Raw genomic sequence first — 20051 nt, 5'->3', positions numbered from 1 at the left:
ACCTCCGGCCTTTACTGCACGGTTACGTTGACGGTGCGTGTGGTGCCCTGGCTGGTGGTGATCGTCGCCGTCGGTGCCGCAGTCGGGATGATCGTGGTGCTATTGCTCACCGCCAGGCGCCAGCGGCCGGTCAGCGCTACCGTGGCGGTGCCAAGGGTCTGCACGCCGGTAGTGGTGGTAACCCGCACGGTGACGGTGTTGCCGGTGGTGACCGACGAGGTACCGCTGAGGTCCCAGTTGTAACGGTTGTTGGAGCGTGCCGTGACCGTGGCTGCCGTGACCGCGAAGGTTTCGGCGGCGGGCCGTGGCGACACGTTGACGGTGACGGTAGTGGGGTTGGACAGCGCCCCCAGCGAGTCACGCGCCTGGTAGGTGAAGGTGGTGGTGAAGGCGGTGGTCACCGTGGCCGGTGGGGTGTAGGTCACCGTGGTGCCGTCGGTGCTGACCGTGCCCCGACCGGTAGCCGGCTGGGTGAGGGAGGTAGCGGGGACAGTCAGCGGCACGTTGCCTTCCGGATCGGTGTCGTTGGCCAGCACGTTGATGGTCAATGGCACGCCCAGGGTGGCGACGGTTTCCGGGTTGGCGGTTGGTGCCCGGTTGGGCGCTACGTTGATGGTGACAGTAGCCGGTGCCGACTTCAGGCCCTTGGCGTCCACCGCCCGGTAGCTGAAGGTGGCCACCACGGGTTGCGTGGCCCCGGCTGGCGGGGTGTAGGTGACCGAGGTGGTGCCGTTCATCACCACGCCGCCAAGGCCGGTACCGGGCTGGGTCAGGTCGCTGATGGTCAGCGGTACGTTGCCGTCCGGGTCGCTGTCGTTCTGTAGCAGGTTGAGGGTGATCGGGATACCGACGCTGGTGCTGCCGATATCGGCCTGGGCCAGCGGTGGCTGGTTGGCCGCCTCGACCGGTGCGTTGCCGACCACGACCACCGGTTCGATATCGCTGCCGCCACGTGCCGACTTGACCGTGATCGTGGCCGGTGGCTGCGGTACGTCGTTGACCGTCAGGCTCTGCAGCGTGCCTGCCTTGGACAGGCGACCGTAGCCCTGGGCGAGCAGGTCGGGGATCGCCACCTCATCACTGGAACTGGCCTCGATCAGCAGGCGCTTGTTGGCCCAGTCGTAGCGTGCGGTGCTGACCTTGACCACGTCGGTGAGCTTGCTCGACAGCGCGGTCGGCTGGGTGCCGCCGGCGCTGTTGCTGGCGGTGACCACCACCACTGCGGGCGGTGCTTCCTGGCCGAACTGCTGGTGGAAGAACAGCCCGTTGTTGTCGGCGGTGAGGGTGTACTGGCACGGCGAAGGCGGGGTGCCGACCAGGGCGATGCCATTGCGCATGCACAGGCTGGCTGCGCTGGGCGCCTTGGCGAACACTTCCGTGCGGGTGCCGGTGGCATTGCGCGAGTAGGTGGCGCGTTCCAGGCTGACCGGGGTCTGGGCACGCTGGTCCAGTACCTTGCCTGAAACAGTGAAGGTGTTGGTCTGGATGGTGCCAGCGGGGCCTTGAATGCGCACGAAGTTGGTATTGAAGGGGCTGCCGGTCACCGCTTCGGTGATATTGGGGTCGCCGATGTAGGTTTCGATGGCGCCGGTATCGGGGTTGACCGCGGTGTAAGGCCCGCCAACACCCTTCAGCCAAGGGCCGATCGCCCCCGCCAGCGCTCCCCGGAAGTTGCCAGGAGCACCAATGCCTATGTCCCGGGTGATGTTGATCGCCCGGCGCCCAGCCGTGGTGACGTTGACCGTCTCCACCCCGTAAGGGTGGGTGATGGTGTAGGTACCGGTACTTGGGACCGAAGCGCGGATACGGATGCGGGCGAAGCTCTGCTGGTCACCATCGACCGGGTTTTCAGCGGCGAAGGCTGCCTCCACCCCGGCTACATAGACCTCCAGCTCGTAGCCGCTGTTGCCGACCTGCGGAATGTCGGTTTCAGCCAGGAACCAGAACATCTCTGGCGGCCAGTTGTCCGGGAACACCAACGGCAGGGCATCGTCATAGATGCCGGGCTCGGGCAACAAGGTACACATGTAGGCGGGTGCCCCTGGCGCGCCGGGGGCTCGCGTACTGGTGGCACGGGACTGGCACAGCTCCAGGGACTGGTCGAGGCTGTCCTTGTACCACATCGGATAGCCACCGGTGGCGAAGGTGTAGGGCCCCGGGTCGACATCGGACAGCGCGGCAAACGCGGCGCTGGTAACGGTAAGAGAAAAACCGGCGGCCAACAGCGCACGGCGCGACCAAGTGTTCATGCTGCCTCCTTGAAGGCTGAGCCTTTGTCTGTTCATGGCACCAGCACCACGTCTTCGGTGTCGCTACCGCCATTGGCACTGGTGACCTGCACCTTGGCCGGCGGGATCGGCGACAGGCTGGTGCTCAGCGTCTTCACGGCGCCAGTTCCGCTCAGGTTGCCGATCAGCGCGCCGTTGCCGGTATGTGCGGTGAGCACTGGCGGCGTGGTTTCGTCGCTGGTGCTGGCCACCAGGGTCAGCTCGCCGGTGGACAGGCGGTACTGGGCCTGGGTGATGGTGACCAGGTCGGTCAGCGGCACGTTGGCGGTGGTCAGGCTGCTGGTGGGGATCGCCACGCTGTTGTCGGCGGTCAGCGTCAGGACCGTCCCGGCGGCCGGGTCGAGCACCGACTGGGCGTACCAGGCGCCGGTACCGTTGGCCTCGGTGAGGTTCAGGTTGGGTGTCTGGCTGGTCAGGGTGACGCTGGCCGGTGGCGGCGGGGCCATCACGAAGATGTCCTGCTGGGCGCGCAGGTCGCCGTTCTCGGTATGCCGCGAGTAGGTAGTGCGTTGCGGCATCAGCGGGGTTGGCAGGGCCACTGCGGAAAGCTTGCCCGAAACCGCGAACAGCTCGGTGCGCAGGTCGATGCCGCCGGGGCCTTCGATGCGCACGTAGTTGGTGTTGAACGGGCTGCCGGTCACCCGTTCTTCCAGGTTCGGGTCGCCGATGAAACGCTCGCTGCCTTCGGTGTAGGGGCCGTTGACACTACGCAGGAACGGCCCGACATCGCCTTTCAGGGCACCGGTGAAATCACCTGCGCCGGCAATGCCGATGTCGCGGGTCATGTTGATCGCCCGGCGCCCGGCCGCAGGTACGTCGAACACTTCAACGCCGTAGGGGTGAGTGACCACGTAGGTGCCGGCGGTTGGCACGTCGACCCGGATACGCACCCGGGCGAAGCTGACCTGGTCGCCGTCGACCGGTTCTTCGGCGGCAAATGCCGCTTCGATCGCGGTGCCGTAGCTGAGGTCGATGCCGCGAGTGGCGTCGACGATGGCGGCGTCGGCGGTGAACCAGAACGCCTCGTCAGGGAAGTTGGTGGGGAAGACGATGGGTTGGGTATCGTCGAACACGCCGGGGGTAGGCAGCAGCGTGCACATGTACGACGGTGCGCCGGGCGCGCCAGGCACCCGCGAGCTGACCGCCTTGGTCAGGCACAGGTCGAGGGTACGACCGTGGCTGTCCTGGTACCAGGCAGGGAAGCCGCCGTTGGCGGGCACATAGGCGCCTGGATCGACAGCGTTCAAGGCAGCCTGCGCCGGGAGCTGGAGCATGCCGGCGAAAATCGCCACTGCCAGCGGGTGGGGTATCGGTCGGTGCATGAGTCATTTCCTCCTGCAAACGGGCCCATGGACTTGGGGCGTCTGGCAGGAGATCGGCAATAGGCGTGCCAAACCGGAAAAAATGTGCTGTAGCCCTTGCAGGGCAAGGGATCCAATTCCTTATCAACGGTATTGGTAGGCGTTTGTCGTTGGGCACCGTGCCCCCAAGGTTGGGGAGTGGGGCAGGTCGTGCCGCCCCATTCGTGACATCTGCGTGAACGCGGCCCTGTGGGCGCGGCCTTGCCCGCGAATGCGTGTGTAGCCAGCAAGGCAGGCAGGCCTGGTGCGAAGTCCGGACGGCCCCTTTGAAATCAAGCCTGAAACCGGTTTCAAAACATTTCTGAACACGCTAAATTATTCGGCTGTTTTCTTGATGGCCTATCAAGACCACCCCCCATATTGAAAATCAGATGGCGCTTTTCAAGGCCGCACACAGCCGATGAGGATTCGCAATGCCTGACCATGCCCCAGACAACCCGCGCAGGGACTTTCTGCGCAAGACCTTGACCTTGATCCCTGTGGTCACCGTGGCCAGCACGGGGCTTGGCGTGGGTGCCAGTCAGCTGCTTGCGGCCCCGCAACACGAGCCCAAAGTGCCGGCCACACCGCCAGCGGGCAACTACCAGCCGACGTTCTTCACTGCAGAGGAGTGGGCCTTCGTGCAGGCGGCCGTCTCGCGCATCATCCCGGCCGACGAGCTTGGCCCCGGTGCACTTGAAGCCGGCGCTGCCGAGTTCATCGACCGGCAGATGAACACCCCCTACGCAACCGGCGCGCAGTGGTACATGCAGGGCCCGTTCAAGGCCGACGCCGCGCCCGAACTGGGTTACCAGCTGCAACTCAGCCCGCAACAGATCTACCGCCTGGGCATCGCCGCCGTGGACGGCTGGTGCAAGGCCAATTCCGGGCAAGTTTTTGCTGCGCAAGATAGCGCTACCCGAGACCACGTTCTCAGCAAGGTCGAGGCTGGAGAGCTGGTTTTCGACACCGTGCCGGCCAAGGTGTTCTTCAGCTTGCTGGTGCAGAACACCCGTGAAGGGTTCTTCTGCGACCCGATCCATGGCGGCAACAAAGGCATGGTCGGCTGGACCCAGATCGGCTTCCCCGGCGCCCGCGCCGATTTCATGGATTGGGTCGAGCGCAACGAGCCTTACCCGTTCCCGGCTGTTTCGATCCGTGGCGAGAGGGCCTGAGACATGGCGACCGTGATGAAGAAAGTGGACGCGGTAATCGTGGGCTTCGGCTGGGCCGGCGCGATCATGGCCAAGGAACTGACCGAGGCCGGGCTGCAGGTGGTGGCCCTGGAGCGGGGGCCGATGCAGGACACCTACCCGGAAGGCAGCTACCCGCAGGTGATCGACGAGCTGACCTACAGCGTGCGCAAGAAGCTGTTCGTCGATGTGTCGAAAGAAACCGTCACCATCCGCCATGGCATGAACGACGTGGCACTGCCCAATCGCCAGCTCGGTGCCTTCCTGCCGGGCAAAGGTGTAGGTGGCGCAGGCCTGCACTGGTCTGGCGTGCACTTCCGGGTAGACCCGATGGAGCTGCGCATGCGCAGCCACTACGAAGAACGCTACGGGCGCAAGTTCATCCCCGAAGACATGACGATCCAGGACTTCGGGGTCAGCTACGAAGAACTGGAACCGCACTTCGACTTTGCCGAAAAGGTATTCGGTACCTCTGGCCAGGCCTGGACCGTCAACGGCCAGGTCGTTGGCGAAGGGAAGGGCGGCAACCCCTATGCGCCGGACCGTTCCAGCCCGTTCCCGCTGCCTTCGCAGAAAAACGTGGTGTCGGCCAGGCTGTTCGAAAAGGCGGCGGCCAGCCTGGGCTACAAGCCCTACAACCTGCCCTCGGCCAACACCTCCGGCTCGTACACCAACCCGTACGGGGCGCAGATGGGGCCGTGCAACTTCTGCGGTTTCTGCAGCGGCTACGTGTGCTACATGTACTCCAAGGCCTCGCCCAACGTGAACATCCTGCCGGCGCTGCGCCAGGTGCCGAACTTCGAATTGCGGCCCAACGCCCATGTGCTGCGGGTGAACCTGGACGACAGCAAGCGCAAGGCCACCGGGGTGACCTACATCGACGCCCAGGGGCGGGAAGTGGAGCAACCGGCGGACCTGGTGATCCTGGCGGCGTTCCAGTTCAACAACGTGCGCCTGATGCTGCTGTCCGGCATCGGCAAACCGTACGACCCCATCAAGAACGAAGGCGTGGTCGGGCGTAACTTCGCCTACCAGAACATGGGCACGGTCAAGGCGTTCTTCGACAAGGACACCTACACCAACAACTTCATCGGCGCCGGTGGCAACGGCATTGCCATCGATGACTTCAACGCCGACAACTTCGATCATGGCCCGCACGGTTTCGTCGGTGGCTCGCCGATGTGGGTGAACCAGGCCGGCACACGGCCGATTGCCGGCGGCGCCACCCCGCCTGGCACACCGGCCTGGGGCAGCGCCTGGAAGAAGGCCACCGCCGATTACTACACCCACCAGGTTTCGATGGACGCCCACGGCGCCCACCAGTCCTACCGTGGCAATTACCTGGACCTCGACCCGACCTACCGCGACGCCTACGGCCAGCCGCTGCTGCGCATGACCTTCGACTGGCAGGAAAACGACATCAGGATGAACCAGTTCATGGTCGACAAGCTGAGCAAGATCGCCCAGGCGATGAACCCCAAGACCATTGCCGTGCTGGGCAAGAAGGTCAAGGACCACTTCAACACCGCCAGCTACCAGACCACCCACCTGAACGGCGGCGCGATCATGGGCACCGACCCGAAAACCAGTGCGTTGAACCGCTACCTGCAAAGCTGGGACGTGCACAACGTGTTCGTTCCGGGGGCTTCGGCGTTCCCCCAGGGGCTGGGCTACAACCCGACCGGGCTGGTGGCTGCGCTGACCTATTGGTCGGCCCGCGCCATCCGCGAGCAGTACCTGAAAAACCCTGGCCCGCTGGTCCAGGCTTGAGGAGCGATGCGCATGAAGACAATGTTGATCGCAACCCTGCTGGGTGCCAGCGTGGCTGCACAGGCTGCGCCGAATGACGATGCGCAGGTGCGCCAGGGCGAGTACCTGGCCCGCGCCGGCGACTGCGTCGCCTGCCATACCGCCAAGGGCGGCAAGCCGTTCGCCGGTGGGCTGCCGATGGAGACACCGATTGGCACGGTGTACTCCACCAACATCACCCCGGCGGCCAGTGGTATCGGCCAGTACAGCTTCGAAGACTTCGACCAGGCGGTGCGCAAGGGCATCGGCAAGGACGGCAGCACCCTGTATCCGGCCATGCCATACCCGTCCTATGCGCGCGTCAGCGAGCAGGACATGCAGGCGCTGTATGCCTACTTCATGAAGGGCGTGGAGCCGGTCGAGCAGCCGAACAAGGCCACCGACATCCCCTGGCCGCTGAGCATGCGCTGGCCGCTGGCGGTCTGGCGCGGGTTGTTCGCGCCAGAGGCCAAGCCCTGGCAGGCGTCGGCGGCTGCCGACCCGGTGGTCAACCGCGGTGCCTACCTGGTCGAGGGCCTGGGGCACTGTGGCGCGTGCCATACGCCGCGGGCGCTGACCATGCAGGAAAAGGCACTGAGCCCACAGGATGGCGAGCAGTTCCTGGCTGGCAGTGCACCGCTGGAAGGCTGGATTGCCAAGAACCTGCGTGGCGACCACAAGGACGGCCTGGGTAGCTGGAGCGAAGAGCAGCTGGTGCAGTTTCTCAAGACTGGCCGTAGCGACCGCAGCGCCGTGTTCGGTGGCATGAGCGACGTGGTCGAGCACAGCATGCAACACATGAGCGACGCCGACCTGACCGCTATCGCCCGTTACCTGAAGACGCTGCCGCCGAGCAACCCTGATGACCAGCCGCACGTGTACGACAAACAGGTGGCGGATGCGCTGTGGAAGGGCGACGACAGCAAGCCCGGGGCGGCGGTGTACATCGACAACTGCGCGGCCTGCCACCGTACCGATGGCCAGGGCTATACCCGCGTGTTCCCGGCCCTGGCCGGCAACCCGGTGGTGCAGACGGCGGATGCCACATCGCTGATCCACGTGGTCTTGGCGGGGGGCACAGTGCCGGCGACGCACGCGGCACCGTCGAACTTCACCATGCCGGCGTTCGGCTGGCGCCTGAGTGATCAGGAGGTTGCCGAGGTGGTGAACTTCATTCGCACCAGTTGGGGTAACCAAGGGGATGCCGTCACCGCCAGTGACGTGAAAGCCCTCCGTTAACTGCATCCCTCTGTCTGCACCCCCAATCCACTGTGGGAGCGGGTTTACCCGCGAATGCGTCGGCACATTCAACATCGCATTCGCGGGTGAACCCGCTCCCACAGGGTCTCGTGTTTATATATCTATATATATCAGTCAGTTAAAGCGTATTCTTATTGCATTTGCTACGCATGAATATCGCACTCCCGACCAACGGCATGTTGACGAACGCGTGCGATTTTGCTGTATTGAAACCGGTTTCATCGCTATCACAACAATCATAAGGACAGCCCATGACCGACGCGCCTGCCCATGCCCGCGAACGGGTCACCATCAGCGAAGTAGCGCGTGTCGCTGGCGTTTCCAAGGCCACCGTCTCCCGTTACATCGGCGGTGACCGGCAGTTGCTCGCTGAAGCCACCGCCAAGCGCCTGGAAGAGGTCATCGAGCGCCTCGGTTACCGCCCCAACCAGATGGCCCGTGGCCTGAAGCGCGGCCAGACGCGCCTGATCGGCATGCTGGTGGCCGATATCCTCAACCCCTATTCAGTGGCCGTGATGCATGGCGTGGAAACTGCCTGCCGCCAGCACGGCTACAGCCTGGTGGTGTGCAACACCAACCGCGACGACGAGCAGGAGCGTCACCACCTGGTGGCCCTGCAGTCCTACAACGTCGAAGGGCTGATCGTGAACACGCTTGGCCATCACCCCGGCGAATTGCTCAACCTGCAGCGCGACATCCCCATGGTGCTGGTCGACCGCCAGTTGCCCGAACTGAATGTCGACCTGGTTGGCCTGGACAATGCCGACGCGGTCGAGCAGGCCCTCGACCACCTGCAGGCGCAAGGCTACCGCGACATCCTGGCGGTAACCGAACGCCTCGATGGCACCAGCTCGCGGCTGGAGCGGGTGCAAGCGTTCGGCACATCGATCAGCCGGCGCCCCGGCATGCGCCAGCAGGTGCTGGAAATCGGCGCCGGGCTGGATGACCAGCTGGCTTCGTTCATCGCCGGCAGCGGCCATGGCCCGCAGGCCATCTTCACCTTCAACGGTGTCGCCACCCTGGCCGTGACCCGGGCCCTGCACGAAGCAGGGCGCAATCTGTTCGCGGACGTCGGGCTGATCGCGCTCGACGACCTTGACTGGTACCCCTTGGTCGGCAGCGGCATCACTGCACTGGCCCAGCCCACCGAGCGAATCGGCGTGGCAGCATTCGAGAGCCTGCTTGGCCGCCTGCGCGGCGACAGCGGGGCAGCCCGGCGCATCGACTTCAAGGCCGAGCTGATCATCCGAGGTTCAACCCAGCCACAGTAATCACAGGCAGGCACCCGCGTGCTTGCTGTCATCAAAAAATGAAACCGGTTTCATAAGGACAACAACAATGCACTCGAGCCCCGTTTCCATCAGCCTCTCCAGCTACGGTGCCGACTTTGTCCGGCAACGTGGCCAGGAGCAGTTCCTTGACCTGCTGGCTGCCGCTGGCGTTACCCGCGTGGAACTGCGCGAAGAACTGTTCACTCGTGCGCCGGACACTGCAGCGCTGGCTGCAGCCATTGCCGCGCTGCGCCTTGAGTGCCTGTACTCCACACCCCTGGAACTGTGGACCGCACAAGGCGAGCTTGACCCGCAATTGGCGCAAAAGCTGGAAACCGCCCGCGCCCTTGGCGCGGTAGCGCTCAAGGTTTCCCTGGGCCACTACCATGCGGGCTGTGATGTTGCGGCCTTGGCGACGCTGTTGCCGGCGCACGGGCCGTTGCTGCTGGTGGAGAATGACCAGACCGCGCAAGGTGGACGAATCGAACCCCTGCAGCAGTTTTTCCAGCGCGCCGACGAGCTCGGGCTGAGCCTGGGCATGACCTTCGATATCGGTAACTGGCAGTGGCAGGGCGAGCCTGCCCGGCACGCCGCACGCCAGCTTGGCCGCTGGGTGCGCTATGTGCACTGCAAGGCCGTGCAGCGGCGGGCCGATGGCCGCCTGGTAGCCGTCCCGCCAGAGACTGCGGACCTGCAGGAGTGGGCCGAGCTGATGGCCGAGTTCACCCCCGGCGTGGTGCGTGCTGTCGAGTACCCGTTGGTGAGCGACGATCTGCTGGCGCTGACCCGTGCCCAGGTGCGCGACCTGGCGGCGCTGGGGCAGGGCGTATCGAGTGAGGAGCTGAGCCATGCATGAGCATGACGTGCTGTGTTTCGGCGAGACCATGGCCATGTTCGTCGCCGAGCAGGCCGGCGACCTGGCCAGTGTCGGCCAGTTCGGCAAGCGCATCGCCGGCGCCGACAGCAACGTGGCCATCGGCCTGGCGCGGCTGGGCTTCAAGGTCCGCTGGCTGAGCCGGGTGGGCGACGATTCGCTGGGCCGCTTCGTGCTCGACAGCCTGCGCCGCGAAGGCCTGGACTGCTCCGGCGTCGAGGTGGATCCCAACTACCCCACCGGCTTCCAGCTCAAGGCCCGCTGCGATGACGGCAGCGACCCGGCGGTGGAGTACTTCCGCCGTGGCTCGGCGGCCAGCCGGCTGTCGCCGGCGTTGCTGCGCCCGGGCTCTTTGCAGGCCCGCCACCTGCACGCCACCGGCATCCCGCCGGCGCTGTCGGAGGGCTGCCGGGCGCTGTCGCATGCGTTGATGGACGCCATGCGTGCCGCCGGGCGCAGTATCTCGTTCGACCCCAACCTGCGCCCCTCGCTGTGGCCTGACCAAAGCAGCATGGTGCGCGAAGTCAATGCCCTGGCAGCCAAGGCCGACTGGGTTCTGCCAGGCCTGGAAGAGGGCCGCCTGCTGACCGGCCAGCACACCCCGGCAGACATCGCCGCGTTCTACCTCGACCAAGGGGTGGAACTGGTGGTGATCAAGCTGGGCGACGCCGGCGCCTACTTCCGCAGCGCCAAGGGCGAAGGCCAGGTGGCGCCAGTGCCGGTCAGCCATGTGGTGGACACCGTTGGCGCCGGCGATGCCTTTGCCGTCGGCGTGCTCAGTGCGCTGCTGGAGGGCCACCCGGTAGCCGAGGCAGTGGCGCGTGGCAACTGGTGCGGCAGCCGCGCCGTGCAGTCGCGTGGCGACATGGAAGGTCTGCCGCTGCGCCATGAGCTGCAAGCCCACGACCTGCGCAGAAGCGCGTGAACACTTGACCCCGAAACACCTGTTGCAACAAAAACAACAAGCTCAGGAGAAACGAACCATGCAAAGCCAAAGCCTGGCACCTCGCCGCTGGTGGTACATCATCCCGATCGTGTTCTTCACCTATAGCCTGGCGTACCTGGACCGCGCCAACTACGGGTTCGCCGCCGCTTCCGGCATGGCTGAAGACCTGCACATCACCCCCGCACTGTCTTCGCTGCTGGGGGCACTGTTCTTCCTTGGTTACTTCTTCTTCCAGGTGCCTGGCGCCATCTACGCCGAAAAGCGCAGTGTGAAGAAGCTGATCTTTGTCTGCCTGATACTCTGGGGCGGCCTTGCCACGCTCACCGGCGTGGTCAGCAACGTCTACATGCTGATCGCCATCCGCTTCCTGCTCGGGGTGGTGGAGGCGGCGGTGATGCCGGCCATGCTGGTGTACCTGTGCCACTGGTTCACCCGCGCCGAGCGTTCGCGCGCCAATACCTTCCTGATCCTCGGCAACCCGGTGACCATCCTGTGGATGTCGGTGGTGTCGGGCTACCTGGTCAAGCATTACGACTGGCGCTGGATGTTCATCATCGAAGGCCTGCCTGCCGTCATCTGGGCGTTCTTCTGGTGGCGCCTGGTGGATGACCGCCCGGCCCAGGTGAACTGGCTGAGCGAGCAGGAAAAGGCCGCCCTGGAGCAGGCGCTGGCTGCCGAGCAGCAAGGTATCAAGCCGGTGAAGAACTACCGCGAGGCGTTCCGCTCGCCGCAGGTGATCATCCTTTCGCTGCAGTACTTCTGCTGGAGCATCGGTGTGTATGGCTTCGTGCTGTGGTTGCCGTCGATCCTCAAGCAGGCGGCCAACCTCGACATCGTGCAGGCCGGCTGGCTGTCGTCGGTACCTTACCTGGCGGCGGTGCTGGGCATGGTCGGTGTGTCGTGGGCGTCCGACCGCCTGCAGAAGCGCAAGCGCTTCGTCTGGCCACCACTGCTGATCGCCGCCGTTGCGTTCTATGGCTCGTACGCCCTGGGCAGCGAACACTTCTGGCTGTCGTACGCGTTGCTGGTGGTCGCCGGCGCCTGCATGTACGCACCCTATGGCCCGTTCTTCGCGATCGTGCCCGAGATCCTGCCGGCCAACGTCGCGGGCGGTGCCATGGCGCTGATCAACAGCATGGGCGCGCTGGGCTCGTTCGGTGGCTCGTGGCTGGTGGGTTACCTCAATGGCGTCACGGGCGGGCCCGGTGCCTCCTACCTGTTCATGTGCGGTGCGCTGCTGGCCGCAGTGGCGCTTACCGCCGCACTCAATACTTCCCAGACATCCGGCCGGGCCAAGCGCGGCAACTCGCGCCTGGCCATGAACCATTAGGAACCTGTGCAATGAAGAAGCGAATCGTCCTGTACAAACGCCTGTCCGACGACTTGATGGCACGCCTGCAAGAGCGCGTCGAGGTGACCTGGGTGGACACCTCCGGGCCCGATGGCCTGGCGCGCCTGCGCGACGCCTTGCCGGGGGCGCACGGGTTGCTGGGGGCCAGCCTGCGCCTGGACGCCAGCCTGCTCGACCTGGCGCCACAGCTTGAAGTGGTGTCCAGCGTTTCGGTCGGCGTGGACAACTACGACATCGCCGAGCTCAGCCGGCGTGGCGTGATGTTGACCAACACCCCCGACGTGCTGACCGAAACCACCGCCGACACGGGCTTTGCCTTGATCCTGGCCACCGCCAGGCGGGTGGTGGAGCTGGCGAACTGGGTGCGAGACGGGAACTGGCAGGCCAACCTCGGCCCGGCGCATTTCGGCAGCGATGTGCACGGCAAGACGCTGGGCATCGTCGGCATGGGCCGCATCGGCGAGGCCCTGGCCCGGCGTGCCGCGGCCGGCTTCGGCATGCGTGTGCTGTATCACAGTCAGCGTGCCAAGCCTGAGGTGGAGGCGCGCCATGCGGCGCGTCAATGCAGCCTGGATGAGCTGTTGCAGCAGGCGGATTTCGTTTGCCTGACCGTTCCGCTGAGTGCCAGCACCGAAGGCCTGATCGGCGCGCGGGAGCTGGCGCTGATGAAGCCACAGGCAATCCTGGTGAACATTTCCCGCGGGCGCGTGGTGGATGAGCCGGCGCTGATCGAAGCGTTGCGTGCCCGGCGCATACGCGGCGCCGGCCTGGATGTGTTCGTGCAGGAGCCGTTGCCGGCGCAGTCGCCGTTGTTGCAGCTGGACAACGTGGTGGCGACCCCGCATATCGGCTCGGCGACCGAGGAAACCCGCCAGGCCATGGCGCGCTGTGCGGTGGACAACCTGCTCAGTGCCCTGGCTGGTGAGCGCCCGGCCAACCTGGTGAATGGCTAAAGCCAGATCAACAAACCTGCGCGGCCCCTGTGGGAGCAGGTTTACCCGCGAAGCAGGCGACGCGGTGGATGGCACCGGCTATGCCGGTGTTCGCGGGTAAACCCGCTCCCACAGGTACGGCACATTCCTTCTGCTGGTGAGGCCCCTGTGGGAGCGGGCATGCCCGCGAAGCAAGCGACGCGGTGGATGGCACCGGCTACGCCGGTGTTCGCGGGCGCGCCCGCTCCCACAGGTATGGCGCATTCCTTCAGCTGATGAGGTCCCTGTGGGAGCGGCCTTGTGTCGCGAAAGGGCTGCAGGGCAGCCCCCGGAGTCAATGCGATTCTGAACGCTGCGCCTGCGCTGGCGCAGCACTCTCCACCGGCTCCAGCGGCGGGTGCTCCTGCGCCGCATGCATCAGGTCTTCGGTCACCCGCAGCTCGGCACCGGTCGGCGAGAAGGTGGTCGAAGCGGTGAACGGGGCCGGGTGCTCTGCCGCCGGGCGCTTGCCACGACGCCACATGAAGAAGCACACCATGGCCAGGTTGACCACGGCAAAGGCCCAGAACAACCCGGCCTCGCCAAACTCGGTCATCATCGGCGAAATGGCCACCGGCGCCATGGCCGAACCCAGCGAGTTGATCAGCAGCAGGCCCTGGATCATCGGCACCAGTGCATCCGATGGCGCCCGGTCGGCCGCATGGCTGACCGCCACCGGGTACAGGGTGAACACGCCACCACCTAGCAGGAACAGCATCGCCGGCAGCAGGATCGAGTCCGACGGCAGGAACACCGTCACCAGCGACAGCAGCACGCACAGCGCGGCCAGGGCGATCAGCACATCCTGGCGGTCCTTGCGGTCGGACCAGCGTCCGACCGGGTATTGCAGCAGCATGGCACCAAGAATCACCCAGGCCATCATGTTGCCGACCTCGCCCACATCCAGGCCGATGCGCTGCAGGTACAGCGGCAGCAAGGCATAGATGCCGGCAATGGCCACACCCGAACCGAAGCAGCCCACCAGGCCCGATGGCGCAACGCCCAGCAACTGGCGCGGCTTGAGCGGTTCGACCTGGTCCAGCAGCGGCGACACCCGCGGCAGGATCACGATGGGCAGTACCGACAGGGCGGCGAGCACGCCGGCCAGCATGAACGGTGCGGTGTCACCCATGTGGGTGATTTCGCCAAGGCCGGCCTGGGCGATGACCCCGGCGCCGTAGAAGGCGATCATGTACAGCGCCAGCAGGCGGCCGCGGATCTTGGCGTCACCGGCCAGCAGCAGCCAGCTTTCGATCACCAGAAACACGCCCACCGCCGCCCAGCCGTTGATCAGGCGCAGCACCGACCACCAGGTGACGTCGTAGAACAGGCCTTGCAGCAGGATGGTCACGGCGATCAGCGAGGCGAAGCTGGTATAGGCGCGGATATGGCCGATGCGCAGGATCAGCCGGTCGTTGAAGATGGCACCCAGGGTCAGGCCGATGAAGTAGGTCGAGGAAACCACACCGATGGTGGTGGCCGACTCGCCGGCAGCGCCCAGGCGCAGGGTGGTAAGGGAAGACATGAAGCCGTTGCCCAGGGCAATGATGAACAGCCCGAGCAGGGGCGCCAGCGCCATGGCCAGCAAACGCGGAGACATACGTACCTCTAGTTGGATGAGCGGAATGAGCGCCTTTTCGGACGCGCACACCGGCTCGACCCGAACGGGGCCGAGGGGCTGCACGGATGTGCCTGGGCTGGATGCGACGCTGCCGGTTGCCACCGTTCAAGGCGACGGGCGAAAAGGAAGCGCGATTCTACGGGCTTGCGCGGTTTTGCCCAAGGGGCTTGGGTGTGCGACGAGACGCCGCAGTCTGTGGGCGACACGAATGCGTCTTGGGCGGACATCCCGGGGCCGCTGTGCGGCCCAATCGCCGGCAAGCCCGCAGACTGCGGCATAATGCGGGGCTCACCCCCAAGGAAGGCCCCCATGTTCGCTTCGCTGTTCGCCGTCCTGGCCCCGGTTTTCATCGTCGCCGGCATCGGCTATGCCTGGGCCCGCAAGGGCCTGGACTACCCCACCGAATTCATCGCCCGGGTGGTGATGACCGTCGGCACCCCGTCGCTGGTGCTGTCCACGCTCAGCCGCACCGAACTGGACCCGACCGCCTTCACCAGCATGGCCATGGCCTGCCTGCTGTGCACCTTGGGCATGGCCCTGGCCGGCTTGCTGGTGTGCCGCGCTTCGGGCATGCACTGGCGTGTGCTGTTGCCGGCGTTCATGTTCCCCAACACCGGCAACATGGGCCTGCCGATCAGCCTGTACGCCTTTGGCGAACACGGCCTGGCCCTGGCAGTGGCGTTCTTCCTGACCCTGTCGATCGTGCAGTTCACCCTCGGCATGGCCATTTCCGGTACTGCGGCTTCGCTCAAGGCATTACTGCGCAACCCCATCGTGATCAGCCTGGCCGGCGCCATGCCGATCATCTTTCTCGATTTCGAGTTGCCGCGCTGGCTGGCCAATACCGCAGACCTGCTGGGCGGCATGACCATCCCGCTGATGTTGCTGACACTGGGTGTGTCGCTGGCCAGCATTCGCCTGCGCCATGTGGGCAGCGGCATGCTGCTGGGCGGTTTGCGCATTGGTCTGGGGGCTGCCGTGGGCTGGGCGGTAGGTGCGGCGCTGGGCATGGGCAGCCTGGAGCGTGCGGTGCTGGTGGTGCAGTCGGCGATGCCGGTGGCGGTGTTCAACTACCTGATGGCGGTGCGCGCCAACCGCGAACCGGAGCAGGTGGCGAACCTGGTGATGTGTTCCACGGTGCTGTCGTTTGCCTGGTTGCCGGTGGTGCTGGCCTGGTGGATGTAAGCCATTGCCAGCCTCCTTGCATCAACTTCTAACCTGCGCGGACTAGTGTAGGAGCGGCCTTGTGTCGCGAAAGGGCTGCAAAGCAGCCCCAAGGCATCAGCACAGATGCACAAATTGCTGGGGCTGCCTTGCAGCCCTTTCGCGACACAAGGCCGCTCCTACAAGGTCCAGCATCAACCAACCCGGCGGGAGGCATGCCCGGCAAACGGCTATTTCTCCTGCAACCGCCACCCCTGGCTGGTCAGCACCATCGCCCGGGTTTCCTTGAGCGGCGTGTCATTACTGGCCACCGCCTTGCCCAGTTCGGCAATGCTGGCCTTGACCCCATCATCCCCGGCCCACGCCGGTAACCCAGTGATCTTGTAGGCATAGGTCACATTCGACATCTTCTGCCCGGTCGCCTCGCTCGGTTCACTGAACTGCTCGATGGCAGTGACCTGCGCCTTGCCGAAGCACAGCCCGTTATCCGCCTTGTAGTACTTGCGGCCTTCGTCGGTGAGGTCGTAGGCGTAGTAGATGTCTGTGCGTGCCGCTTGCCACAGGCGGGCGGGCACCTCGGTGCGCGAGATCTCCTTTTCGCTGACCACACCTACCTGGGCCAGGGCATGCAACGCCTTGTTGGTGCCATGGAGATCGAAGTCCTGGGTCTTGGTCGGGAATGAACTGATGACGAAGCAGTGCGGGTACTGGGTATCGAGGTAGGCCTGGGCGGCCTTCTGGAAACTGGCCTCGCTGGTGTCCTCGCTGTTCGGGCAACCGGCCAGGGTTGCCAACAGCGCCAGCGGCACGATCTTCCTGTACATGGTGACACTTCCTTGAGTGACAAAGGCAAACGGGTCGTGCGCGATTAGAACCTACGGGCTAGAGCGGCGCAATCATGGCAAGACGGCATCTCTGCATGATCTTCGCTGGCCTCTTCGCGGGTAAACCCGCTCCCACAGGTATTGCACAGTTTTCAAGACCTGTGGTGAACCTGTGGGAGCGGGTTTACCCGCGAAGAGGCCAGTGGCAACAACATCAATCCTGGCTGCGAGTATCGATACTGACCACCACCGACATCCCCGGCCGCAGGCGCCGAGCCTCCGGCTGGTCGGCATCCACGGTGATCCGCACCGGTATGCGCTGTGCAATCTTGACGAAGTTGCCGGTGGCATTGTCCGCCTGCAACAAGGCGAACTCCGAGCCGGTGGCCGGTGAGATCTGCTGCACGTGCCCATGCAGCTTCAGGTGGTTCAGCGCATCCACGGTGAAACTCACCGGCTGGCCGATGCGCACATCGGCCATCTGGGTTTCCTTCATGTTGGCGATCACCCACAGGGTGTCGGGCACCAGCGCCATCAACTGCGCACCGGAATTGACATAGGCACCCAGGCGCGTGCCGATCTGCCCCAGCTGGCCGTCGCGCGGAGCGGTGACGCGGGTGTTGTCGAGGTCGATGCGGGCCAGCTCCACGGCGGCCTTGGCGTTTTCCACCGAGGCCTCCAGCGCGGCCCGGTTGACCACCACGGTTTCGCGGTCCTGGCGGGCGATTTCCAGTGCCGCCTTGGCCTGGGCCAGGCTGGCGACCGCAGCGGCTTCGCTGGCCCGGGCCAGGTCCAGATCGCGCCGCGACACCGAGCCATCGCTGACCAGCGCCTGGTTGCGGCCGAGGTCGGCCCTGGCCTTGGTTGCCTGGGCGGCGGCATCGCCGATGGCGGCCTGGCGCTGGGCAATGGTGGCTTCGGCACTGTTGCGCTGCTGCAGGTTGTTGGCCAGGGCCGCCTGTTGTTGCTGCAGCTGGGCGATGGCCTGGGCCAGGCGTTGCTTGTAGATGCGGTCGTCCAGTTGCACCAGCAGGTCGCCGGCCTTGACGAACTGGAAGTCATGCACCGGCACATCGACGATATAGCCGCTCAGCTGCGGCCCGATGATGGTCACCTGGCCGCGCACCAGGGCGTTCTCGGTGCTTTCGATGGCGCTGCTGAATGGCGGCAGGCGCCAGGCATACAGCACCAGCAGGATGCCGGCCAGGGCCACGCAGGCGAAGCTGATCGACGACAGGATCCGCACCCGCCGCGAACGCACCGGGCTGGTCGGCTCGCTGGGCGGCGTGGCGCCTTCCGGGGTTTCGGCGATGGCAGTGGTGGTCGTGGTGCGGGTGTCGTCGGTCATCGGGTGGGCGCGCCGGGGGTGGAGTCAGGGGAAATGGCCCGGCGTTTGGTGTGCCAGAGCCAGGTGCTACGGATGCAGATCCAGATCATGGTCAGAATAGCGATGCTGCCGATCAGCACGAACACATCGTTGTAGGCCATGATATTCGCCTCGCGGGTGGCGGCACTGGCCAGCAGGCGCATGCCGGCTTCGCTGCGCAGGGCCGGGTCGGCGATGATGCCGCCGTAGCCGGCACCGCCACTTTGCACACGGGCCGTGACCAAGGGTTCCAGGTAGCTGAGGCGGTCCATCAGGTGGCTGGAGTGGAATTTTTCCCGCCAGGTCTGGAAGGTGCCCAGCAGTGCCGCGCCAATCAGGCCGCCGAGGTTGTTGCAGATGCCGAACAGCACCGAGAAACTCACCAGGTTGCGCGGGTTGGCGCGCACATGGCTGATGCCAAGGGCCATGGACGGGCCGAGGAAGAAGGTGCTGCCGAACGCCAGCAGGAACTGGCTGAGGTACATCTGTGCCGGGCGGGTGAGGTTGCTCGAACTGCTGTCCATGAAGGCGCCGGTGGCCATGGCCAGCAGCGAGATGAACAGCGGGATCACCAGGTGGTTGGGGTTGATGGTGAAGGCACTGCTGGCCAGGCCGGCCACCGCGCCCAGCAGCATGACCGCGTACAGCGTGCGCATCTGCTCGCTGCCCAGGTTCAGCGCCTGCAGGAAGCCGACCGCCCCGGTGGACTGCTCCGAGGTGACCATGCGAATCAGCACCACGCACAGGGCCAGGCGAATGATCGCGCCGCTGCCCAGCCAGCGGGTCATCAGCAGCGGGTTCTGGCGGTTGTGCTCGATGGCCAGGCCGCTGAAGATCAGCGCGATCGAGGCCGCCAGGGCCATGCCGATCCAGGGCGCCTCCAGCCACCAGTCGATACGCCCGAGTGACAGCACGGCGCACAGCAGCGCGGTGCCGCTGGCCATCAGCGAGAAGGTGAGAAAGTCCAGCGGCTCGAAGGTCTTGAAGCGGTCACCGGGGGGCAGCTTGAGCATCAGCACGCAGCCCAGCGCGGCCAGCGCCAGGCCCAGTTCGAACAGGTACAGGCCGCGCCATTCGGCGATCTGCAGCAGGTCTTCGGAGAAGATCCGCGCCAGCGGCAACGCCAGCTGCGAGGCGCCCAGGCCAAGCACCATCGCCTTCAGCCGCCATTGCGCCGGGAACGCCTGGATCATGTAGTACAGCCCCAGCGAGCTGAGCGCGGCACCGACCATGCCATGCGCTGCCCGCACGGCGATGGCCGAATTGAGGTCGTTTACCAGCAGGTGGGCGAAGGTGACCAGGGCATAGAGCACCAGGAACACCTCGGTGAACGCGCGCAGGCCGAATTGCTGGCGGAACTTCACCAGCAGCAGGTTGATGGACACGTTGGTCATCACGTAGGCGGCCGGCAACCAGGCCATTTCCGCCGTGGTTGCGCCCAGCGCTCCTTGCAGGAACACAAGGTTGGCGGTGACCAGCGCGTTGCCCAGGCCACCGGTGATCGCCACCAGCAGCCCGACCACGCCGTAGGCCAGGCGTTTGGCGGGCGTGTGCAGGGGCGTGGAGGGGGAGCCCGGCAGGCTGGGTTTTTCGTGGGGGAGCCACTGGCGGGGGGCGTATTTGTCCATGGGGCAGACTGTACTTCAGCGGCCGTTGCAAAAAAACAGTCTACAGCCTGCACCGGCCTCTTCGCGGGTAAACCCGCTCCCACAGGGTCACCACAGATCTTGCAAGCTGTGCAGTACCTGTGGGAGCCAGAGGTTCACCAAAGATCTTGCAAAGCTGTGCAGTACC

15 protein-coding genes are annotated in these 20051 nt (G+C 65.4%); 9 read left to right on the top strand and 6 right to left on the bottom strand.

Translation table 11 applies throughout. The features are described from left to right. Positions 1–11 precede the first annotated feature (11 nt). Complete coding sequence (locus ABNP31_RS13925) at positions 12–2249, bottom strand: Ig-like domain-containing protein (RefSeq protein ID WP_085692509.1); 2238 nt, start codon at positions 2247–2249, stop codon at positions 12–14. A 32-nt stretch (positions 2250–2281) separates the two neighbouring features. After that, positions 2282–3610 (bottom strand): hypothetical protein, encoded by a 1329-nt coding sequence (locus ABNP31_RS13920; protein ID WP_025339290.1) that lies wholly within the window; start codon positions 3608–3610, stop codon positions 2282–2284. A 452-nt stretch (positions 3611–4062) separates the two neighbouring features. Between ABNP31_RS13920 and ABNP31_RS13915 the strand changes: the two genes are divergently transcribed. The 8 genes from ABNP31_RS13915 to ABNP31_RS13880 all read left to right on the top strand — a co-directional run bounded on the left by ABNP31_RS13915 (position 4063) and on the right by ABNP31_RS13880 (position 13264). Continuing rightward, a complete protein-coding gene (locus ABNP31_RS13915; RefSeq protein ID WP_085664763.1) occupies positions 4063–4803 on the top strand; it encodes a gluconate 2-dehydrogenase subunit 3 family protein in 741 nt (246 codons plus the stop codon). Between the two features lie 3 nt (positions 4804–4806). Then, the gene (locus tag ABNP31_RS13910) at positions 4807–6591 is read left to right on the top strand and encodes a GMC family oxidoreductase (RefSeq protein ID WP_025339280.1); all 1785 of its coding nucleotides are present in this window, start codon (positions 4807–4809) and stop codon (positions 6589–6591) included. Between the two features lie 12 nt (positions 6592–6603). Next, entirely contained in the window at positions 6604–7848 is a 1245-nt protein-coding gene (locus ABNP31_RS13905) for a cytochrome c (RefSeq protein WP_085588584.1), read from the top strand. 272 nt (positions 7849–8120) lie between these two features. After that, positions 8121–9140: a transcriptional regulator PtxS gene (ptxS, locus tag ABNP31_RS13900; protein WP_238066383.1), complete on the top strand. Its 1020-nt coding sequence runs from the start codon at positions 8121–8123 to the stop codon at positions 9138–9140. 67 nt (positions 9141–9207) lie between these two features. Then, complete coding sequence (locus tag ABNP31_RS13895; protein WP_085615548.1) at positions 9208–9996, top strand: TIM barrel protein; 789 nt, start codon at positions 9208–9210, stop codon at positions 9994–9996. Then, a complete protein-coding gene (locus ABNP31_RS13890; protein ID WP_350012401.1) occupies positions 9989–10939 on the top strand; it encodes a sugar kinase in 951 nt (316 codons plus the stop codon). Before ABNP31_RS13895 ends, ABNP31_RS13890 begins: the two co-directional genes overlap by 8 nt. 58 nt (positions 10940–10997) lie before the next feature. Then, positions 10998–12290: an MFS transporter gene (locus tag ABNP31_RS13885; RefSeq protein ID WP_025339275.1), complete on the top strand. Its 1293-nt coding sequence runs from the start codon at positions 10998–11000 to the stop codon at positions 12288–12290. An 11-nt stretch (positions 12291–12301) separates the two neighbouring features. Beyond that, positions 12302–13264, top strand: coding sequence for a 2-hydroxyacid dehydrogenase (locus tag ABNP31_RS13880; protein WP_085664766.1), 963 nt, complete (start codon positions 12302–12304; stop codon positions 13262–13264). Positions 13265–13577: 313 nt separating this feature from the next. On the opposite strand, the gene ABNP31_RS13875 is transcribed toward ABNP31_RS13880, so the two are convergent. Next, positions 13578–14882 (bottom strand): MFS transporter, encoded by a 1305-nt coding sequence (locus ABNP31_RS13875; protein ID WP_063914168.1) that lies wholly within the window; start codon positions 14880–14882, stop codon positions 13578–13580. A 330-nt stretch (positions 14883–15212) separates the two neighbouring features. On the opposite strand from ABNP31_RS13875, the gene ABNP31_RS13870 reads away from it, so the two are divergent. Then, entirely contained in the window at positions 15213–16088 is an 876-nt protein-coding gene (locus ABNP31_RS13870) for an AEC family transporter (RefSeq protein ID WP_025339272.1), read from the top strand. 209 nt (positions 16089–16297) lie between these two features. On the opposite strand, the gene ABNP31_RS13865 is transcribed toward ABNP31_RS13870, so the two are convergent. From ABNP31_RS13865 to ABNP31_RS13855, 3 genes are all read right to left on the bottom strand, one after another. Then, positions 16298–16891: a hypothetical protein gene (locus tag ABNP31_RS13865; protein WP_350012400.1), complete on the bottom strand. Its 594-nt coding sequence runs from the start codon at positions 16889–16891 to the stop codon at positions 16298–16300. 214 nt (positions 16892–17105) lie between these two features. Beyond that, positions 17106–18239, bottom strand: a complete 1134-nt coding sequence (locus tag ABNP31_RS13860) for an HlyD family secretion protein (protein WP_084785191.1) — start codon at positions 18237–18239, stop codon at positions 17106–17108. After that, entirely contained in the window at positions 18236–19885 is a 1650-nt protein-coding gene (locus ABNP31_RS13855; RefSeq protein WP_085615552.1) for an MFS transporter, read from the bottom strand. The genes ABNP31_RS13860 and ABNP31_RS13855 overlap by 4 nt, the downstream gene beginning before the upstream one ends. Positions 19886–20051 lie beyond the last annotated feature (166 nt).

The sequence above is a fragment of the Pseudomonas asiatica genome, from assembly GCF_040214835.1.
In the GTDB taxonomy this organism is placed as follows: Bacteria; Pseudomonadota; Gammaproteobacteria; order Pseudomonadales; family Pseudomonadaceae; genus Aquipseudomonas; species Aquipseudomonas putida_Z.
Note: the sequence above shows the minus strand (reverse complement) of the source record. Positions and strands in the feature narration are given on the sequence as shown.

Excerpts from the sequence above, each read along its gene's own strand:
- ABNP31_RS13925 (WP_085692509.1), bottom strand. The coding sequence starts at position 2,249 with ATGAACACTTGGTCGCGCCGTGCGCTGTTGGCCGCCGGTTTTTCTCTT.
- ABNP31_RS13920 (WP_025339290.1), bottom strand. The coding sequence starts at position 3,610 with ATGCACCGACCGATACCCCACCCGCTGGCAGTGGCGATTTTCGCCGGC.
- ABNP31_RS13915 (WP_085664763.1), top strand. The coding sequence starts at position 4,063 with ATGCCTGACCATGCCCCAGACAACCCGCGCAGGGACTTTCTGCGCAAG.
- ABNP31_RS13910 (WP_025339280.1), top strand. The coding sequence starts at position 4,807 with ATGGCGACCGTGATGAAGAAAGTGGACGCGGTAATCGTGGGCTTCGGC.
- ABNP31_RS13905 (WP_085588584.1), top strand. The coding sequence starts at position 6,604 with ATGAAGACAATGTTGATCGCAACCCTGCTGGGTGCCAGCGTGGCTGCA.
- ptxS (WP_238066383.1), top strand. The coding sequence starts at position 8,121 with ATGACCGACGCGCCTGCCCATGCCCGCGAACGGGTCACCATCAGCGAA.
- ABNP31_RS13895 (WP_085615548.1), top strand. The coding sequence starts at position 9,208 with ATGCACTCGAGCCCCGTTTCCATCAGCCTCTCCAGCTACGGTGCCGAC.
- ABNP31_RS13890 (WP_350012401.1), top strand. The coding sequence starts at position 9,989 with ATGCATGAGCATGACGTGCTGTGTTTCGGCGAGACCATGGCCATGTTC.
- ABNP31_RS13885 (WP_025339275.1), top strand. The coding sequence starts at position 10,998 with ATGCAAAGCCAAAGCCTGGCACCTCGCCGCTGGTGGTACATCATCCCG.
- ABNP31_RS13880 (WP_085664766.1), top strand. The coding sequence starts at position 12,302 with ATGAAGAAGCGAATCGTCCTGTACAAACGCCTGTCCGACGACTTGATG.
- ABNP31_RS13875 (WP_063914168.1), bottom strand. The coding sequence starts at position 14,882 with ATGTCTCCGCGTTTGCTGGCCATGGCGCTGGCGCCCCTGCTCGGGCTG.
- ABNP31_RS13870 (WP_025339272.1), top strand. The coding sequence starts at position 15,213 with ATGTTCGCTTCGCTGTTCGCCGTCCTGGCCCCGGTTTTCATCGTCGCC.
- ABNP31_RS13865 (WP_350012400.1), bottom strand. The coding sequence starts at position 16,891 with ATGTACAGGAAGATCGTGCCGCTGGCGCTGTTGGCAACCCTGGCCGGT.
- ABNP31_RS13860 (WP_084785191.1), bottom strand. The coding sequence starts at position 18,239 with ATGACCGACGACACCCGCACCACGACCACCACTGCCATCGCCGAAACC.
- ABNP31_RS13855 (WP_085615552.1), bottom strand. The coding sequence starts at position 19,885 with ATGGACAAATACGCCCCCCGCCAGTGGCTCCCCCACGAAAAACCCAGC.